The organism is Leifsonia poae, assembly GCF_050632195.1.
Classification (GTDB): domain Bacteria; phylum Actinomycetota; class Actinomycetes; order Actinomycetales; family Microbacteriaceae; genus Leifsonia; species Leifsonia poae_C.
Map to the genome: position 1 here is coordinate 634,177 of NZ_CP192580.1, position 16,750 is coordinate 650,926.

Here is a 16,750-nt window from a genome sequence, read left to right on the forward strand (position 1 = left end):
GAGATGGCTGAAACGCTTCCTGTGGCTGTGTCACCCGCGACCTTGCCCGTCCCGATGCCGCTGCACTCGGTGCGGCTGACCGGTGGACCGTTCCTCCGTGCGCAGGAGCTCGACGGCCGCTACCTGCTGGGGCTCGAACCCTCGCGCCTGCTCGCCCCGTTCTTCCGGGAGGCGGGACTGCCCGTCGAGGCGCCGGCATACGGCAACTGGGAGAGCCAGGGGCTCGACGGCCACACGGCCGGGCACTACCTCTCCGCGACGTCGCTCATGTACGCGTCGACCGGCGACGAGCGCTTTCTCGACCGGGCGAAGACGATGGTCGAGGGGATGCGCCGGGCTCAGGATGCGATCGGCACCGGCTACGTCGGCGGCGTCCCCCAGGGGGAGGCGCTCTGGACCGAGGTCGCTGCCGGCGGAATCCGCCCCGACTCGTTCGCGCTCGAGGGCCGGTGGGTGCCCTGGTACAACCTGCACAAGACGTTCGCCGGACTCGTCGAGGCGTATCGAAGCGCAGGCATCGACGACGCGCTCACGGTTGTGACGGCGTTGGGCGAGTGGTGGGTCGCACTGGCCGCGCGCTTGAGCGACGACGACTTCGAACGGATGCTCGACACCGAATTCGGGGGGATGAACGAGTCGTTCGCCGACCTCGCAGCGCTGACTGGCCGAGTCGAGTTCCTGGCGATGGCGAAGCGGTTCTCGCACCGGGTGATCCTCGATCCGCTCGTCGCCGGCCAGGACGCCCTGACCGGGCTGCACGCCAACACGCAGATCCCGAAGGTACTCGGCTATCAGCGCGTGGCGGAGGTCGGCAGCGCAGAACCCGACTTCGCCGTCGCCTCGCGGTTCTTCTTCGACACGGTCGCAGAGCGGCACTCGGTGACGATCGGCGGACACGGGGTGCGCGAGCACTTCCACGACCCGAACGACTTCACCGGGATGGTCGAAGACCGGGAGGGTCCCGAGAGTTGCAACACGGTGAACATGATCCGTCTCGCCGGTGGCCTGTACGCGTCGACGGGTGAGACGCGATACCTCGACTTCATCGAGACCGCGCTCGTCAATCACGTGCTCTCGGCGCAGCATCCTGAGCATGGCGGGTTCGTGTACTTCACACCGCTGCGCCCGGGTCACTACCGCGTCTACTCCGAGGCGGAGAACAGCTTCTGGTGCTGTGTCGGCACGGGCATGGAGGTTCACGCGCGGCACGCGGCCTATGCGTACGCCACTCGAGGCGACGACCTGCTCGTGAACCTGTTCATGGACTCGGCCGTCGAGTGGCAGGGTCGTCGCGTGACGCAGCTGGCTCGCACCCAGGACGGGGTGGTCACGACGCTCACGATCGACGCGGGACCGGCGCTCCATGCCGCGATCGGCATACGCCTCCCGGGTTGGCTGTCGGGGGAGCCGTCGGTGCGGGTGAACGGAGTGCCCGTCGACGCTCAGACCGAGGACGGGTACGTGGTGATCCGCCGAGATTGGTTTGAGGACGACGTGCTTGAGGTGCACCTGCTGAGCACGCCGCGATTCGAGCACCTCCCCGACGGATCGGGCTGGGTGTCTGTGGTGGACGGCCCCGTCGTCTACGCCGCCGAGGTCGACGGGCCGCCGCTCGATGGCCTCGTCGCCGGTGCCGGCCGGATGAGCCACATCGCGCTCGGCTCGCTGGTGCCGCTCGTCGACGCACCGCTCGTCGAGGGCGACGATGCTGACGCCTTGATCGAGCGCGCCGGTGATGACAGGCTCGTGCTGCACGCCGTGGGCCAGGATGTGCTGCTCCGACCCTTCGCGCAGGTTCACGACACCCGGTACACCGTCTACTTCCCGCAGGGTCCGGATGCGTCCACTCGCCTCGCGGAACTGGCCGAGCGCGACCGTTGGCAGCTCGGGCTCGACGCCCGCACCCGGGACTCGGTGGTGCTCGGCGAGCAGCAGCCGGAATCCGACCACGGGTTCGTCGGCGACGGGAGCGAGTCGGGTCGCGATGGCGGAGTGCCCTGGCGGCGCACCGAGACCGCGATGAGCGTGACGCTGCTCGACTGGATCCGCCTAGCCAAGGTTCTCCGGGTCTCCTGGCTCGACGGGGATGGCGACGTCGACTACGAGATCCTGGTCAACGGGGTCTCGGTCGCGCGGGTCACACGCCCCGGAGCGGACATCTCACCGGTCGTATGCGACAAAGAGTATGCGTTGCCAGCGGCGGTGCGCAGCCAGGACACCGAGCGTGCGACGGTCGAGTTCGTCGCCCGCGGTGGACGTACGGACAGGATCACCGAGGTGCGCCTGCTGTCGGAGTGAGCGCATCCGGAAGCCTGATTCTGACCCGTGACACCCGGTGGATCGGTATGCCACGATGAGCGCGTGACCATCATCGTGAATGCCGACAACTTCGTCCGAGCCGAGAACGACCGGATGCTCCACGACCTTCAGCGGGACGCCGGAGGCATCAACACCTTCTTACACAACCGCGTGCCCGCGGCGATCGACAAGCAGACGGTCATCAGGTTGAACAGGGACACCCTGTACAGCTTCGCCGTGGTGGACATCACCAAGGGGGCGACGTTCAGCCTGCCGGAACACGGCGACCGGTACGTCTCCGCGATGGTCGTGAACGCCGACCACTACATCAACCGGATCTTCCACTCGGCGGGGGAGCACAGCCTCACGGTAGACGAGTTCGGATCGCCGTACGTGGTGCTCGCGATCCGCATCCTCGTCGACCCTGAGAACCCGGCTGACGTGGCTGCCGTCGCGGCGCTTCAGGACCAGATCACGCTGCGGAGCGAGTCCGCGGTGCCCTTCGAGATCCCCGACTACGACAAGACGAGCTTCGACGAGACACGTAACGCCCTTCTGGCGCTGGCGAAGAACATGAAGGACTTCAGCGGCATGTTCGGCACCGCCGACGAGGTGGATCCGGTGCACCACCTCATCGGAACGGCCGCGGGTTGGGGCGGGCTGCCATCGTCAGAGGCGACGTATATCGGCGTCAACCCGAGCAGCCCGGACGAACGGCACGAGCTCACGGTCGGGGATGTGCCGGTCGACGGCTTCTGGTCGATCTCGGTCTACAACGCCGCCGGCTTCTTCGAACCGAACGAGTCAGGCGCGTACACGGTTAACAGTGTTACCGGTGTGCGCAACGACGACGGGTCGATCACCGTGCGCTTCGGCGACTATCCCGCGGGAACCCCGAACGCGATCCCGACGCCCGAGGGCTGGAACTATCTCGTGCGGCTGTATCGCCCGCGTCCCGAGATCCTCAGCGGCGAGTGGACGTTCCCGACACTTCAGAACTGACAGGCGACGATTGCGGTCGCGCGGCAATCGCCGGTTACACCACCAGTGACCGGATGGCCGTAGCGGCAGCGCCCCGCGCCCAGTCCTCGAACGTGTGCGGCCGCACGACGACGCGGCACCGGTCCGCCGACGCGAAGACGTGCTCTGCGTACGACTTGCGCAGCGCATCCTCGATCAGGTCGAAGTTCACCACGCCCTCACCGCCGATGATGACGAGTTCGGGGCCGACCATGTTGACGAGGCTGGCGATGGCGGCGCCGATGACCTTGCCCGCCTCTGCGAACGCCTGAACGGCAGCGGGATCACCGCCGCGGCCGAGCGCGACCGCCTCCTCGATGGAGACATCGCGTTTGTGGGCTCCGGATACGGCGGCGACGATCGCCGCGGTGGCAGCGACCGCCTCGACGCAGCCCCGACGACCGCACGCGCAGATCCGGTCGGGGGAGGTCAGTGGCAGGTGGCCGATCTCGCCCGCCACCCCGTAGGCACCCTCGACGACTTCGCCGTTGAGGTGCAGGCCGCTTCCGATTCCGCGGCCGATGGTGACGATGGCGAACGAGCTCGTCCCGAGGCCCACGCCGAACCAGTGCTCGCCGATGGTGAGAGCGCGCACGTCGTTCTCCACGACGATGCGCGTGCCGAGGCGTTCGGTCAGTGCTGCGCCGAGGTCGACTCCGCGCCAGTCCATCTGGGCCGAGTCGCGCACGACGCCGGTCGCCATGTCGACATCGCCAGAGACGGCGACGCCGATGCAAGCCAGGCGCGACCCGAGCGCGCCGATATCGCCCTGGAGACGGCCGCACATTTCGACGATGGCGTCGGTGACGGCGGCGGGCTCGTGAGACGTCAACGGCATCCGCTCGGACGTGATGATTCGGGTGGTGAGGTCGGTGGCGACGCCGATGAGCTCATCCGCGTTCACCTTCACGCCGAGCGCGACGACGGCGTCGGGGACGACCGCGACCGGGCTGACAGGGCGGCCGGGGAGTCCGGTGAGCGTGGGGTCGAGCGAGTCGTTGATCAGGCCGGCGGCCACCAGCGGCGTCACCGCTTTGGTCACGGCGGCCTGCGAGAGACCGGTCAGCCGGGCGACGTCGATCCTGCTGATGGGACTGCGGGTCAGGATGGTCGTGAACACGCGCGTGGCAGCGTCGGACGACGATCCGAGCAGCGCTGTCCGCGTCTGCGTCTCATCGTTCATCGTGTGCCCTTTCTTCGGGATGGGGTCGGCGGGCGAGGAGCGCGCCCTCGCCCGCCGACCCCGGAGTACTACTGCTTGGCGATGATTTCTTTCGACTGCTCCTGTGCGGTCTTCAGGAAGGACGTGTCGCCCTCACCACTGAAGAATGCCTCAAACATCGGCTGAAGTGTGTCAACCAGCTCTTGTCCGTTCGCCGTGGGCGGCGCCGGGTAGAGCTCGTCGTTCTTCAGCGCGTCGACGAAGCTGGAGATGTCGACCCCGTCTGCCTTCTGAGCGTCGACGGTCGACTGGAGCGCCGCGGCGATCGACGGCAGGAACGTCGCGGTCTTGCCCGCGATGGTCTGGCAGCCGACGGTGCCCATGTACGAGACCCACTTCCAGGTCTGGTCGACGTGCTTGGTGCCCACGAAGATGTTGTTGGCGTTCGAGTTGCTGATCATGCCACGGCCATCCGGACCCTTCACCGTCGGCGCGATGCCGACCTTGAGGCCGGGCACCTTGGTGAGGGTCGTGGCGTTCCAGGTGCCGTCCTGCGCCATCGCGACCTGCCCGGCGCCCATCTGTTCGGAGGAGGAGACGGTGAACTGGCCGAACTTCGGCATCAGGCCGCGGTCGCCGAGGGTGCGCACGTAGTCGAGCGTCTTCGCGAGGCGCTGGTCGTTGAACGGCAGCTCCTTCGGCCACGCCTTGACGTCGCCGCCGAGCTTCCACCCGAGCGTCGTGACGAACGGGTTCCAGGATGTCTGACCGTTGAAGTCTCCCGCAGCCAGCGTTCCGATGCCGTACGTCTTCACGTTGTTCTTGTCGAAGCCGGGCTCGTCGCCGCGCTTGCCGTTCTTGTCGACGGTGAGGTGGGCGACGATCTTGTCGAACGTGCCGCCGTCATCCGGGTTCCAGGTCATGTTCTTGACGGCGTCGTCGGTGAGTCCGGCCGCCTTGACCATGTCCTCGTTGAAGTAGATCGCCGCGCCCGCCCAGTCGAGGGGGATGCCGTACTGCTTGCCGTCCGTGTACTTCCACGAGTCGACGCCGATGTTGAACTTGCTGAGGTCGAAATCGGTCTTCTTGATCAGGTCGTCGAGCGGCATGATCTGCTTCTGACCGGCGTACTGGCCGAGCAGCGGGACGCTGTTCTGGAACGCATCCGGAGCCGTGCCCGAGACGAAGCCTGCCGTCAGCTTGGTGAAGTAGTCGTTGACGTTGTACTGCGAGATCTTGACCGAGATGTTCGGGTTCTCCTTCTCGAACCCGGGGATGCACAGCTTGTAGTTGGCTGCCTGGTGGTCGTCCCAGGTCCACCAGTTGACGGTGACCTTGTCGCTCGACGCGTTGTCGGACGAGCAGGCCGCGAGGCCGACGGCCGCGAGCCCGGCTGCTGCCAAGCCGGCGATGATGCGGAGCTTTTTCATGAGTTCCTCACTGTGATTGCCCGGGCACCTTCGTCGGTGTCGGGGGTGGTTTGGTGTTGTGGTGGGTTCGTGACGACGACCTGTCCCTCGGCGGGGATGCGGACGTCGAAGTCTGAGTCGCCGTAGCTGACGCGTACATCGCGGGGCGTCGGATGCGGGTTGCGCAGCACGGCTTCATCGAGGCTGCCGGCCGACCAGGTCAGGTCGACGGCGATGCCGCCGCGGGCTCGGAGACCGTCGACCCGGCCGAGCGGCCAGGAGGTCGGTAGCGCGGGGAGCAGCGAGATGCGGCCGTCGTGGCTCTGCAGCAGCAGCTCGGCGATCGCGGCGGGGAAACCCAGGTTGCCGTCGATCTGGAACGGCGGATGCGTGCTGAACAGGTTGGGGAGGAGCCCGCCCCATTCGGAGCCGTCGACCGGTCCGTGTCGGCGGGCGTCGCCGTCGTACGGGGTGAGCGCCTGCTGAAGCAGGTCGGCGGCGATGTCACCGTCGCCGAGTCGCGCGCGGAGGGCGATCTTCCAGGCCCACGACCAGCCCATCGCTCCCGGGCCTCGGGCGTCGAGGAATGCCCGAGATGCGTCGGCGAGGTTCGGTGTGGCATTCGGAGTGATGAGGTCGAGCGGGTATAGCGCGACGAGGGCAGAGAGGTGACGGTGTCCCGGCTCGAAGTCTTCGACGTCGGCCGACCACTCGCGCAGCCGTCCGTCGCGGCCGACCGCAAGCGGCGGAATAGTCGCGAGCGCGGCCTCGATCTCCGAGCGCAGCGGGTCGGTAGGGTCGACGGTGTCGATCGCGAGCAGCGCTCGCTGGAGGAGCGCGCCGATCAGTTCGAGGTCCATCGTGGCGGTGAGTCCGAGCGCCTGCGCGCGGCCCTCGTCGTCGCGGTACATGTTTTCCGGCGAGGTGGACGGTGCCAAGAAGACGGTCCCGTCCGGTCGCACCTGGAGCCAGTCGAGGCAGAACTCGGTCGCACCGCGCAGAAGTGGCCAGATCCGGTCCCTGAGCAGGGTCGTGTCTCCGCTGAACTCGTACTGGTCCCAGAGGGAGTGACAGAGCCAGACTCCGCCCATCATCCAGATCGCCCAGCTCGGTGCGCCGTGGCCCATGCCGACCGGCAGACTCCATCCCCAGAGGTCGCTGTTGTGGTGCGCGACCCAGCCGCGAGCCCCGTAGAGGTCGCGGGCGACGTCGCTGCCGGTGTGCGCGAGACGCTCGACCAGTGCGATCAGCGGTTCCGCTTCGTCGGTGAGGCCGAGCGGTCCGGTCGCCCAGTAGTTCATCTGGGTGTTGATGTTGATCGTGTAGTTCGACGACCAGGCCGGGCGCAGCTCGCCGTTCCAGATGCCCTGGAGGTTGGCGGCCGGTCCGCCTGTACGTGACGAGGAGGCCAACAGGTAGCGACCGTACTCGGCGGCGATTGTCGCCTGGAGTGCGTGGTCGTCGCCGCGCAGGATGTCCGCATCCACATCCCAGCGGCCCTCCCGCCTGCCGCCGATCGCGAACCGCGCCCTCGCGGAGCGACGCGTGAACGCATCGCTGGCGGCCGGGGAGGCGTTCTCGGCAAGCGCGTCGAGCGCGCGTCCCCGTGCGCGGTTCCGGATCGTCTCATGGGAGACGCTCCGCCACTCGTCGTCCGCGCCGGCCCACCACGACTCAGCGCGGGTCGACGACGAGAGGGCGATCAGCAGCCGGCTGGCATGACGGATCGTGAGACCGGAGTCGTCCGCATCCGTCGTGCCGTCGCTTCGCACCGCGAGAAAAGCGGATGCGAAGCCGTCGTAGGTTTTAGGGCCGGTGTCGGCGTTGGCGTCGGTGTTCGCGTCTGCGTAGCGCAGCGCCGGGACGACGGACGGTTCGTGCAGCGGTGCGCCGTCGACCGGAACGGCGATGTCGAGCGCCAGCGTGCCGTCGTCAGCAGCGGCCCGTCGGCCGAGCTCTCGCAGAGGCGTCGTCAGCCGAACGTGCACCTCGGGCAGCGGCTGGTCGGAGTCGATCGCGACGATCAGGGTGCGGCCGCTGACTCGCGACACCCGCGTGATGCGCGCGCCGCTGAGCGTCAGCGCCTCCTCCACGACCGCACGGTCGAGGTCCAGGATGCGCGCCGGCGCGCCCTCGGCCGGCGCTGCTCCCGGGATGGTGGCGTACACATCCACGAACGGCAGGAACTCCTGCGTGTATCGGCCCTCGAAGGCCATCAGCAGGTCCTCGGCGCGATCGAGGTCGCCCGCGGCCAACGCGTCGCGAACATCCTGAAGCCGCTCGGGCCCCGCACCGCTTGCAAGCAGGCGACGGAGTTCGTCAGCCGGCCCATTCGGGGTTCCCGACCAGACGGTGGCGTCATTCACCTGGTAGCGGCCATCGGCGCCGCCGAACACCATCGCACCGAGCAAGCCGTCGCCGATGGGCACGGCTTCTTCCCAGTGCGCGGCGGGCTCGCGCCAGGCCAGCTGGAGTGTGTCGTCGGTCATTTGAGCCCCGAGAATCCGATCGAGTTCACGATGCGCTTTCCGAACACCATGAAGAGGATGAGCATGGGCAGCGCCGCGACCAGGGTGGCGGCCATCAGTCCGGCCCAGTCGGGCTGCGTCTGCGGCGACGACTGCTTGAATACGGCGAGCCCGAGGGTCAGCGGCTGCACGGTCGAGTCGGTCGTCACCAACAGCGGCCAGAAGTAGTCGTTCCACACGCCGATGAACCCGAGGATCGACAGCGTGATGATCGGCCCGCTGGTCATGGGGATCGTCAGCCGGAACAGGATGCGCAGCTTGCCGGCGCCGTCGATCAGCGCAGCCTCCTCGATCTCGGTCGAGAGTCCGAGCATGAACTGCCGCAGGAAGAAGATGTTGAAGGCCGAGAACAGCGCGCCCGGCAGGATCATCCCGGCGAAGCTGTTGAGGAGGCCGAGCTCCTTGATGAGCACGAAGTTCGGCAGCAGGGTCAGGATGCCCGGCACCATCAGCGCCGCAAGGAACAGCGAGAATACGAGCTCGCGGCCCCGCCACTGCAGTCGCGCGAACGCATACGCCGCGATCAGTGAGAAGAACACGATCAGCGCGGTCGAGATCGTCGCGTAGATGACCGAGTTCACCAGGTAGTGGAAGATCTGCACGGTCGCGCCCGAGCCGCCCTGCGCGATGGCCTCCTTCGAGTCCTCGAGTCCGAGGACGCGAAGGAATGGTCCGAAGGTGAAGCCGACGGGCAGCGGTGACGACGGATTCGCGATCATCGCGTAGTTGTTCGAGAGCGCCGAGCGGAGCATCCAGTAGAAGGGGAAGATCGTGACGAGCACGATCACGACGAGGTAGATCCAGGCGATGGTGCGGCCGGCGGTGGGACGGCGGCGGCGGCGACGACGGGTCTTCGACTGCGTGGCGGCGGGAGCAGCGGGCGCGGGGGCCGGGGCGGTTGCGGTGGCGGTCATTATGCGTTGTCCGATTCGCTCGCGCGCAGCAATCGCATCTGCACGAAGGTGATCACGATGAGGATGGCGAAGAGGGCCAGTGACATCGCGGACGCGTATCCGAAGTCGAACTGGCCGAAGGCCTTTTGGTAGATGTACATCTGCAGCACGTTCGAGGCGTGCGCCGGCCCGCCCTTCGTGGCGACCGAGACGATGTCGAACACCTGGAACGCCCCGATGACGTTGAGCACGACCACGAGCGCCAGGATCGGGCGGAGCAGCGGCAGCGTCAGCCGGAAGAACATCTTCGGCTCGCTGGCCCCGTCGATCCTGCCCGCCTCGTAGATCGACGGTGGGATGGTCTGCATCCCGGCGAAGATGATGATCGATGTGTATCCCATGTTCTTCCACACGTGGATCAGCGCGAGCGACGGGATGGCCCACTCGCGCGAGGTGAGGAACCGGATGCCGTCGCCCCCGACCGCCTGCACGAGCTGGTTGACGATGCCGAGCTGCGCGTCGAGCATCCACGACCAGACGGTCGCCGCGACCACTCCCGAGATGAGGAAGGGCAGGATGATCAGGCCGCGCAGAACGGTCGAACCGGTCACGCGGTGGAGCACGGCGGCCGTGACGATCGAGACGATCAGGGTGAGTACCACCGCGATGAACACGAAGTAGATCGTGATTCCGAGCGACTGCCAGAACGTGTCGTCCTTGGCGAGGTCGATGAAGTTCTGGATGCCGATCCAGGTCGGCGCGCTCAGCAACCGGTAGTCGGTGAAGCTGAGGTAGACGCCCCGGATGGTCGGGTAGAGCGCGAACACCAGGAACCCGATCATCGCCGGTGCGATGAGGAACCAGGCGAGCTTGGCGTCGCCGCGATGGGAGGGTGCGGCAGCGTTCACCGCGCGACGGGAGCGTCGCCGCGCCGCGCCGGCGGAGCGCGTCGGCTCGATGGCGGTTGGGACGTTGGAGATCGACATTGGTCTTCCTTCTCGGGGTTGCAGAACACACAGTAGGCATGGTTAATTGACACTGTCAAGTAACCCACTTCGCAAGGAGCCCCTCAATGCCCGACGGCTACGGCGCCGTATTGTCCCTCCGCGCATCCGGGACCTCGCTCGTCATCGACACGGTGGGACGGGTGCCTCGCGTGCTGCACTGGGGGGCCGATCTCGGCGCCATCGACACGGCAGAAGCCGAGGCGTTGCGCGAGACCGGGGGACCGGCCGTGCTCAACAATTCTCCGGATGTGCCCCGCGCATTCAGCCTGTGGCCCACCGAGTTCGAGGGTTGGGCGGGCACTCCCGCGCAGGAGGGGCACGCCGCCGGCTCGGCGACCACTCCGCGCCCGGAGACGATCGCTGTGCGCTACTCGCCGCAAGGCGACGACGGTGGGAACGGCGGCACGATCGAGATCGACCTGGTCGACGCGATCACCGCCCTGCGCTCCACGATGTCGCTGCGCCTCGACCCGTTCGGCGTGCTCTCCGTCGACATCTCGGTGGTTCGGGATGCGTCGCTCGCGCCCGACACGGCCGCCACCCCGTACACGCTCGACGCCCTCCGCGTGCTCCTGCCCGTGCCAGAGCGAGCCACGGACATCCTCGATTTCACCGGCAAGTGGTGTCGCGAGCGGGCACCGCAGCGCGGCCCGATCTTCTTCGGCAGTCATGTGCGCCGGGCGCGTCGCGGAAAGCCCGGACACGACGCTCCCTTCCTCGTGGTCGCCGGCACGAGCGACCTCTCGTTCGGCCGCGGCGAGGCCTGGGCGAGCCATCTCGCCTGGAGCGGCGACGCCGAGTACGTCGTCGAGAAACTCACCGAGGGAGCGGGTCCGTTCTCGTCGGTGCTCGGCGTGGGAGAGGGTCTCCGGCCAGGCGAGATCGCGCTCGCCGACGGCGACCGCTATGTCGCCCCGACAGCGCTGTTCGTCTGGTCGGGGGAGGGTCTCGACGGGATCGCGCACCGCCTGCATCGCCGATTGCGCGCGCGTCCGTCGCATCCGTCGACGCCGCGTCCCCTCACCTTGAACTCGTGGGAGGCGGTCTACTTCGACCACGATCTCGACCGGCTGACCGCTCTGGTCGAGCGCGCCGGCCGCGTCGGTGTGGAGCGGGTCGTGCTCGACGACGGCTGGTTCCATGGCCGTCGCGACGCCAACGCCGGACTCGGTGACTGGTTCGTCGACCGGTCCGTCTGGCCGGACGGGCTCTCGCCGCTGGTCGACATCGTGCGCTCGCACGGCATGCAGTTCGGGATCTGGTTCGAGCCCGAGATGATCAACCTCGACTCGGATCTCGCACGCGCGCATCCTGACTGGGTGCTCGGACCGCGGCAGGCGCTCGGGGCGACCGCGCGCGACCAGTACGTGCTCGATCTGACGCGTCCCGAGGTCTACGAGCACGTGCTCGAGCGGATCAGCGCGATCGTCGACGAGTACGGCGTCGACTACATCAAGTGGGACCACAACCGCGACCTCTCCGAGCCCGTGAGCGGCTATGCGGGCATCGACCGACCCGTGGTGCACGAGCAGACTTTGGCGCTCTACCGGATGCTCGACACCCTGCGGGCCCGGCACCCCCGGCTCGAGATCGAGACCTGCTCCGGCGGAGGCGGCCGCGTCGACCTCGGCATCCTCGACCGCACCGACCGCGTCTGGGCGTCGGACTGCAACGACCCGGTCGAACGCCTTCAGATCGAGCGCTGGACCAGGATGCTCGTGCCGCCCGAGCTCATCGGCTCGCACCTCGGCGCACCGCGTTCGCACACGACCTCCCGCCGCACCGATCTGTCGTTCCGGCTGATCGTGGCGCTGACGGCGCACGCGGGCATCGAGTGGGACCTGCAGGAGGCCGGCGACGACGAGCTCGAGCGTATCGCGCAGTGGGGAGCGGTTTACCGCGAACTGCGGGGGCTCATCCACAGCGGCCGGGTCGTCAACGCGGACCTCTCCGACGACACCACTGCGCTCTCCGGATTCGTCGCGATCGACGGCAGCCGGGCGATCTATACCTGGGCGCGGCTCGGGACATCCGCGCCCGGCCAGTCGGGGCGGGTGCGGTTCCCCGGGCTCGACGCCAGAGCGCGCTATTCGGTGCGCATCCGGGACGAGTTCGGTCCGGCGAGCCGGCACCAGAGCGCCGATCCGTCGTGGATCGCCGCAGCCCTCCGCCCGGACGGCGTGACCCTGCCCGGCTCGGTGCTCGCCGCCGCCGGGGTTCCCCTGCCCACGCTCAACCCGCAGCAGGCGATGCTGTTCGACCTCGTCCGGCTGCCGTGATGCAGCCGGGCAACGGCGTGCATCCGCGCCCCACAGACGGCCCACCGCAGTAACGCTCCGGCGCACCGACGCGCTCGAGTTCTTCAGAGAGGAAGATCGCATGACACGCCAGACACGTGCGCGACGGGGGCTCACCGCTCTTGTCGCCACCATCGCGGCCCTGGGCCTGGTGGCAGCCGCCGCCGCGCCGGCCGGCGCGAGCCCGACCGACACTCCCACCCCGACACCGACGAGCGCGGCCACCGCCGCGCCGGCCACCGCCCCGGCATCCGCGCCGACCACCGCCCCGGCCCCCGATGCCTGGGCGCTCAAGCCGTACATGGGCTGGAGCAGCTACAGCATGCAGGTCTACACGGGCAACCCGAAGTGGATCACCGCCGACCAGCTCATCGCCCAGTCGGACGCCATGCACGCCAAACTGCAGAAGGCGGGCTACAACTACATCAACGTCGATTCCGGATGGACCGACCACGTCGACGCCAACGGCCGACCGGCCCCGAGTGACACGCTGTACCCGCAGGGGCTGAAGAAGGTCATCGACCACGTGCACGCGAATGGACAGAAGTTCGGGGTGTACCTCATCCCCGGCATCTCGCCCGATGTGTACGAGAAGGCGTACCCGATCGCGAACGCCCCCGGATGCACAACGCACGACATCGTGAAGCAGCCGCTGCAGCAGGCCGATTACTGGAAGATCGGCTACCGCATCGACTTCACCAACCCGTGCGCCCAGAAATACGTCGACTCCATCGCCGACCAGCTCTCGGCCTGGGGAGTGAACTTCCTGAAGTTCGACAGCGTGACGCCCGGCTCCGGAGTGAGCGACCTGTCGCTCGACGCCCGCGACGATGTCGCCGCCTGGTCGAAGGCGCTCAAGAAGCGCGGGATCTGGTTCGAACTGTCCTGGGCGCTCGACATCAACTACGCCGACACCTGGAAGCAGTATGCGAACGGCTGGCGCGTCGAGTGGGATGTCGAGTGCTACTGCGCGGGTGTCGCGTTGACCCAGTGGGACAACATCGCTCGCCTGTTCCCCCGAGCGGCCGACTGGTGGCGTCACGCCGGCCCCGGCGGTTGGAACGACTTCGACTCGCTCGACGTCGGCAACGGCACGATGGACGGTCTGACTCAGGATGAGCGCCGAACGGCGACCACGCTGTGGGCGATTTCCGCCGCCCCGATGTACGTCGGCAACGACCTGACCAAGCTCGACCAGTTCGGCGTCGACCTGCTTACGAACCGCGAGGTCGTCGCCGTGAACCAGACCGGAACGCCTGCGCAACCGGTCTCCACGTCGACCGACAAGCAGGTCTGGTATGCGCCGAACGCCGACGGCAGCTACACCGTCGCGCTCTTCAACCTCGGCCGCACCGATTCCGACATCACAGCGAACTGGTCCGACTTGGGCCTCACCGGCGCCGCATCCGTCCGCGACCTCTGGGCGGGCAAGGACCTCGGCACGTTCGCGTCCAAGTTCACCGGCCAGACCATCCCGATCCACGGCGTGCGACTGCTCAAGGTGACCCCACAGAAGGGCTCGACCATGGCGCTGAACGATGACGCGCAGCGCGTGACGTACGACGGGAGCTGGACCCGCAACGGCGGCAACGAAGTCCCGGCGACGACCCAGCCGCTGCAGGTCGCGGTCGGGAACTCGTCTGCAGGACAGGTGCCGACGCCTCCCGCCTCAGGCCGGATCGTCGCGGTGAACGACGACGACCCAGCCATCGCCTATAGCGGCAGCTGGGGACAGAGTCGGGGCCGCGGCTTCGGCGACTACAAGGATGACGTCCACTACGTCGAGGGCGACGGCTCGTCGTTCCAATACACCTTCACCGGAACCGGCATCGACTACGTGACCGAGCTGGACGAGTCTCAGGGCGACGTGGACGTGTATCTCGACGGCCAGTTCCAGAAGACCGTGAGCACGGGTCGGGATGCGGGACAGCCGCGACAGGCGCAGCAAGCGGTGTGGAGCGTGAGCGACCTGCCCAACGGATCGCACACCCTGCGAGTCGTCAAGAAGTCGGGCTCGTACATGCTGGTGGACAAGCTGGATGTGACGCTCGCGAGCCTGCTGCAGCCGGACACTGCCGTGTTCGACAAGGCGAAGCCGGCTGATGTGCCGGTGACCCTGCTGCGAGACGGCGGCGAACTCGCCAGCATCACGAACAGCGGCGCGGCTCTCAAGCGCGGAACGGACTACTCCGTCTCGGGCACGACGGTCACGATCCGGTCGTCCTACCTGGCCGGCCTCGCCGACGGCACCGTCGCGCTCGGGTTCCAGTTCCGCGGGGATGCGCACGACGACATCCACGCGACGGCCAAGAACGGCGACACGGTCGGTCTCGCCTTCCGTGGCACCGGGGTCTCCTGTATCGGCGCGACATCGCCCGACCAAGGAAAGGCCGAGGTCTATCTGGATGGCAAGCTGGTGAAGACGGTCGACACGCACTCCGACTCGCGCAGAACGGGACAGACCCTGTTCAGCGTGAGCGGTCTCCGCGACGGCGACCACCGCATCTCCGTGAAAAAGTGTCGGGTGACGTGCTGCGGCAAGACGTCTTCCAGTACACCCTGAAGGGCTAAGGAGTCCCATGTCCCCCATCGCCCGATTCGTCTTCGTCGGCGACTCGATCACCGACTGCGGCCGCGATCGGAGCGATCCCACGTCGCTCGGCGAGGGCTACGTCCGCATCATCGCGGACACCCTCGCCGGGCGCGGCGGAGACGTCGACGTACGCAACGTCGGCGTCTCCGGCGACCGCGCGGTCGATCTCGAGGCCCGCTGGGCTCAGGATGTCGTGGTCGCCGAGCCGGATGTCCTCACCCTGTACGTCGGCGTCAACGACATGTGGCGCCGTTTCGACAGCGACGACCCCACATCGCCCGAGGCCTTCGAGGCAACGCTGCGGCGGCTCCTGGATGCGCTGCCCGAGCACGGCCCTCGCTTGCTGTTCATCGAGCCCTTCTTCCTCCCGTTCGCCCCCGGGCAACAGGAGTGGGTCGACGATCTCGACGCCAAGCGCGCGGTGGTCCGTCGCGTCGCCGCCGAGCACGGTGCGACCCTCGTCCCGCTGCAGGAGCGCATGTCCGCCGCGGTGGCCGAGTCCGGCCTCGACGCGATCGCTCCCGACGGCGTGCATCCCACCCCCTCGGGCACCGGATGATCGCCGACGCCTGGCTGGACGCGTTCGAGCACGCGCATCCCGCCCCATGACTTCGATGACATCCCCGCGCTTCGACGCCCTGCTCGGGCACGACCCGCTGCCGACCCCCAGCGACTACCGCGCCTTCTGGGCGACCGCACTCGAATCCGCGCAGCGGTTCGGGCTCGACACCCGCGTCGATCCGGTCGACACCGGTCTGTCCGCGATCGACGTGTTCGACTTCTCATTCCGCGGCACGGACGGGCGCCTCGTGAGCGGATGGCTGCGGCTGCCGCGGCACCGCCCGCATCCACTTCCCGCCGTGCTCCACGCGAACGGATACGGCGCCGGCCGACTGGCCCCGATCGACGATCTGACGTGGTCGGCTGCCGGCTTCGCCCACCTGGTGATGAACACGCACGGCCAGGGCGGCGGAAGCACCGGTCACCTCCTCGACCGGATCGACGACGCCGAACACTCGTACTACCGGGGCGTCTTCGTCGACGGGGCGCGCGCGGTCGAGGCTCTTCGCGGTCTCGACGAGGTCGACGCAGCACGCGTGGCGGTCATCGGCAACAGTCAGGGCGGCGGGATCGCCCTCGGCGTCGGAGCACTGGTCCCCGGTCTCGCGGCGGTGCTCGCCCAGGCCCCGTTCCTCACGGATGCGCCGGTCGCCCTGCAGTACGCGGCGCAGGGGCCCTGGACGGAACTGCGCGGTTATCTCGCCGAGCATCCCGAACGTGCCGCCGCCGTTGCGCGAACGTTGGCGTACGTCGACGGCGTCACGTCTGCACGGCACGCGACGGCGCCCGGATGGATCTCGGCCGGGCTCGACGACGACATCTGCCCACCGCAGACCGCGGCCGCCGCGGCTGCGGCGTATGCGGCGCCGATCACGTTCCGCGAATGGCCGAACGCCGGGCACGAGGCCGGAGCCTCCGCCGACCGACAGGCGGCGATCGAGGTGCTCAGACAGCACCTCGTGTGAGCCGACCCGACGCCTAG

11 protein-coding genes are annotated in these 16,750 nt (G+C 68.1%); 6 read left to right on the forward strand and 5 right to left on the reverse strand.

The genetic code is table 11. The features are described from left to right. Nucleotides 1-3 precede the first annotated feature (3 nt). Nucleotides 4-2,298, forward strand: a complete 2,295-nt coding sequence (locus ACQ86A_RS03300; protein WP_431279200.1) for a beta-L-arabinofuranosidase domain-containing protein — start codon at nt 4-6, stop codon at nt 2,296-2,298. A 63-nt stretch (nt 2,299-2,361) separates the two neighbouring features. Further along, on the forward strand, nt 2,362-3,300 hold the full coding sequence (locus tag ACQ86A_RS03305; RefSeq protein WP_431279201.1) for a DUF1214 domain-containing protein: 939 nt from the start codon (nt 2,362-2,364) through the stop codon (nt 3,298-3,300). Between the two features lie 34 nt (nt 3,301-3,334). Here the strand turns inward: ACQ86A_RS03305 and ACQ86A_RS03310 are convergent, their stop codons facing one another. The 5 genes from ACQ86A_RS03310 to ACQ86A_RS03330 all read right to left on the reverse strand — a co-directional run bounded on the left by ACQ86A_RS03310 (nt 3,335) and on the right by ACQ86A_RS03330 (nt 10,296). Next, nucleotides 3,335-4,501 (reverse strand): ROK family protein, encoded by a 1,167-nt coding sequence (locus tag ACQ86A_RS03310; RefSeq protein WP_431279202.1) that lies wholly within the window; start codon nt 4,499-4,501, stop codon nt 3,335-3,337. A gap of 68 nt (nt 4,502-4,569) precedes the next feature. Further along, entirely contained in the window at nt 4,570-5,910 is a 1,341-nt protein-coding gene (locus tag ACQ86A_RS03315; RefSeq protein WP_431279203.1) for an ABC transporter substrate-binding protein, read from the reverse strand. Further along, entirely contained in the window at nt 5,907-8,378 is a 2,472-nt protein-coding gene (locus tag ACQ86A_RS03320; protein WP_431279204.1) for a glycosyl hydrolase family 95 catalytic domain-containing protein, read from the reverse strand. Before ACQ86A_RS03320 ends, ACQ86A_RS03315 begins: the two co-directional genes overlap by 4 nt. Continuing rightward, nucleotides 8,375-9,331, reverse strand: coding sequence for a carbohydrate ABC transporter permease (locus ACQ86A_RS03325; protein WP_431279205.1), 957 nt, complete (start codon nt 9,329-9,331; stop codon nt 8,375-8,377). The genes ACQ86A_RS03320 and ACQ86A_RS03325 overlap by 4 nt, the downstream gene beginning before the upstream one ends. Then, complete coding sequence (locus ACQ86A_RS03330; protein WP_431279206.1) at nt 9,331-10,296, reverse strand: carbohydrate ABC transporter permease; 966 nt, start codon at nt 10,294-10,296, stop codon at nt 9,331-9,333. Before ACQ86A_RS03330 ends, ACQ86A_RS03325 begins: the two co-directional genes overlap by 1 nt. 86 nt (nt 10,297-10,382) lie before the next feature. Here ACQ86A_RS03330 and ACQ86A_RS03335 point away from each other — a divergent pair, with 86 nt between their 5' ends. The 4 genes from ACQ86A_RS03335 (at nt 10,383) to ACQ86A_RS03350 (ending at nt 16,733) form a co-directional block, all read left to right on the forward strand. Beyond that, nucleotides 10,383-12,596 (forward strand): alpha-galactosidase, encoded by a 2,214-nt coding sequence (locus ACQ86A_RS03335; protein WP_431279207.1) that lies wholly within the window; start codon nt 10,383-10,385, stop codon nt 12,594-12,596. Between the two features lie 100 nt (nt 12,597-12,696). Next, nucleotides 12,697-15,177, forward strand: coding sequence for a X2-like carbohydrate binding domain-containing protein (locus tag ACQ86A_RS03340; RefSeq protein ID WP_431279208.1), 2,481 nt, complete (start codon nt 12,697-12,699; stop codon nt 15,175-15,177). A 16-nt stretch (nt 15,178-15,193) separates the two neighbouring features. Continuing rightward, on the forward strand, nt 15,194-15,766 hold the full coding sequence (locus tag ACQ86A_RS03345) for an SGNH/GDSL hydrolase family protein (protein ID WP_431279209.1): 573 nt from the start codon (nt 15,194-15,196) through the stop codon (nt 15,764-15,766). 46 nt (nt 15,767-15,812) lie between these two features. Next, complete coding sequence (locus ACQ86A_RS03350; RefSeq protein ID WP_431279210.1) at nt 15,813-16,733, forward strand: acetylxylan esterase; 921 nt, start codon at nt 15,813-15,815, stop codon at nt 16,731-16,733. The last annotated feature ends 17 nt before the right edge of the window (nt 16,734-16,750 follow it).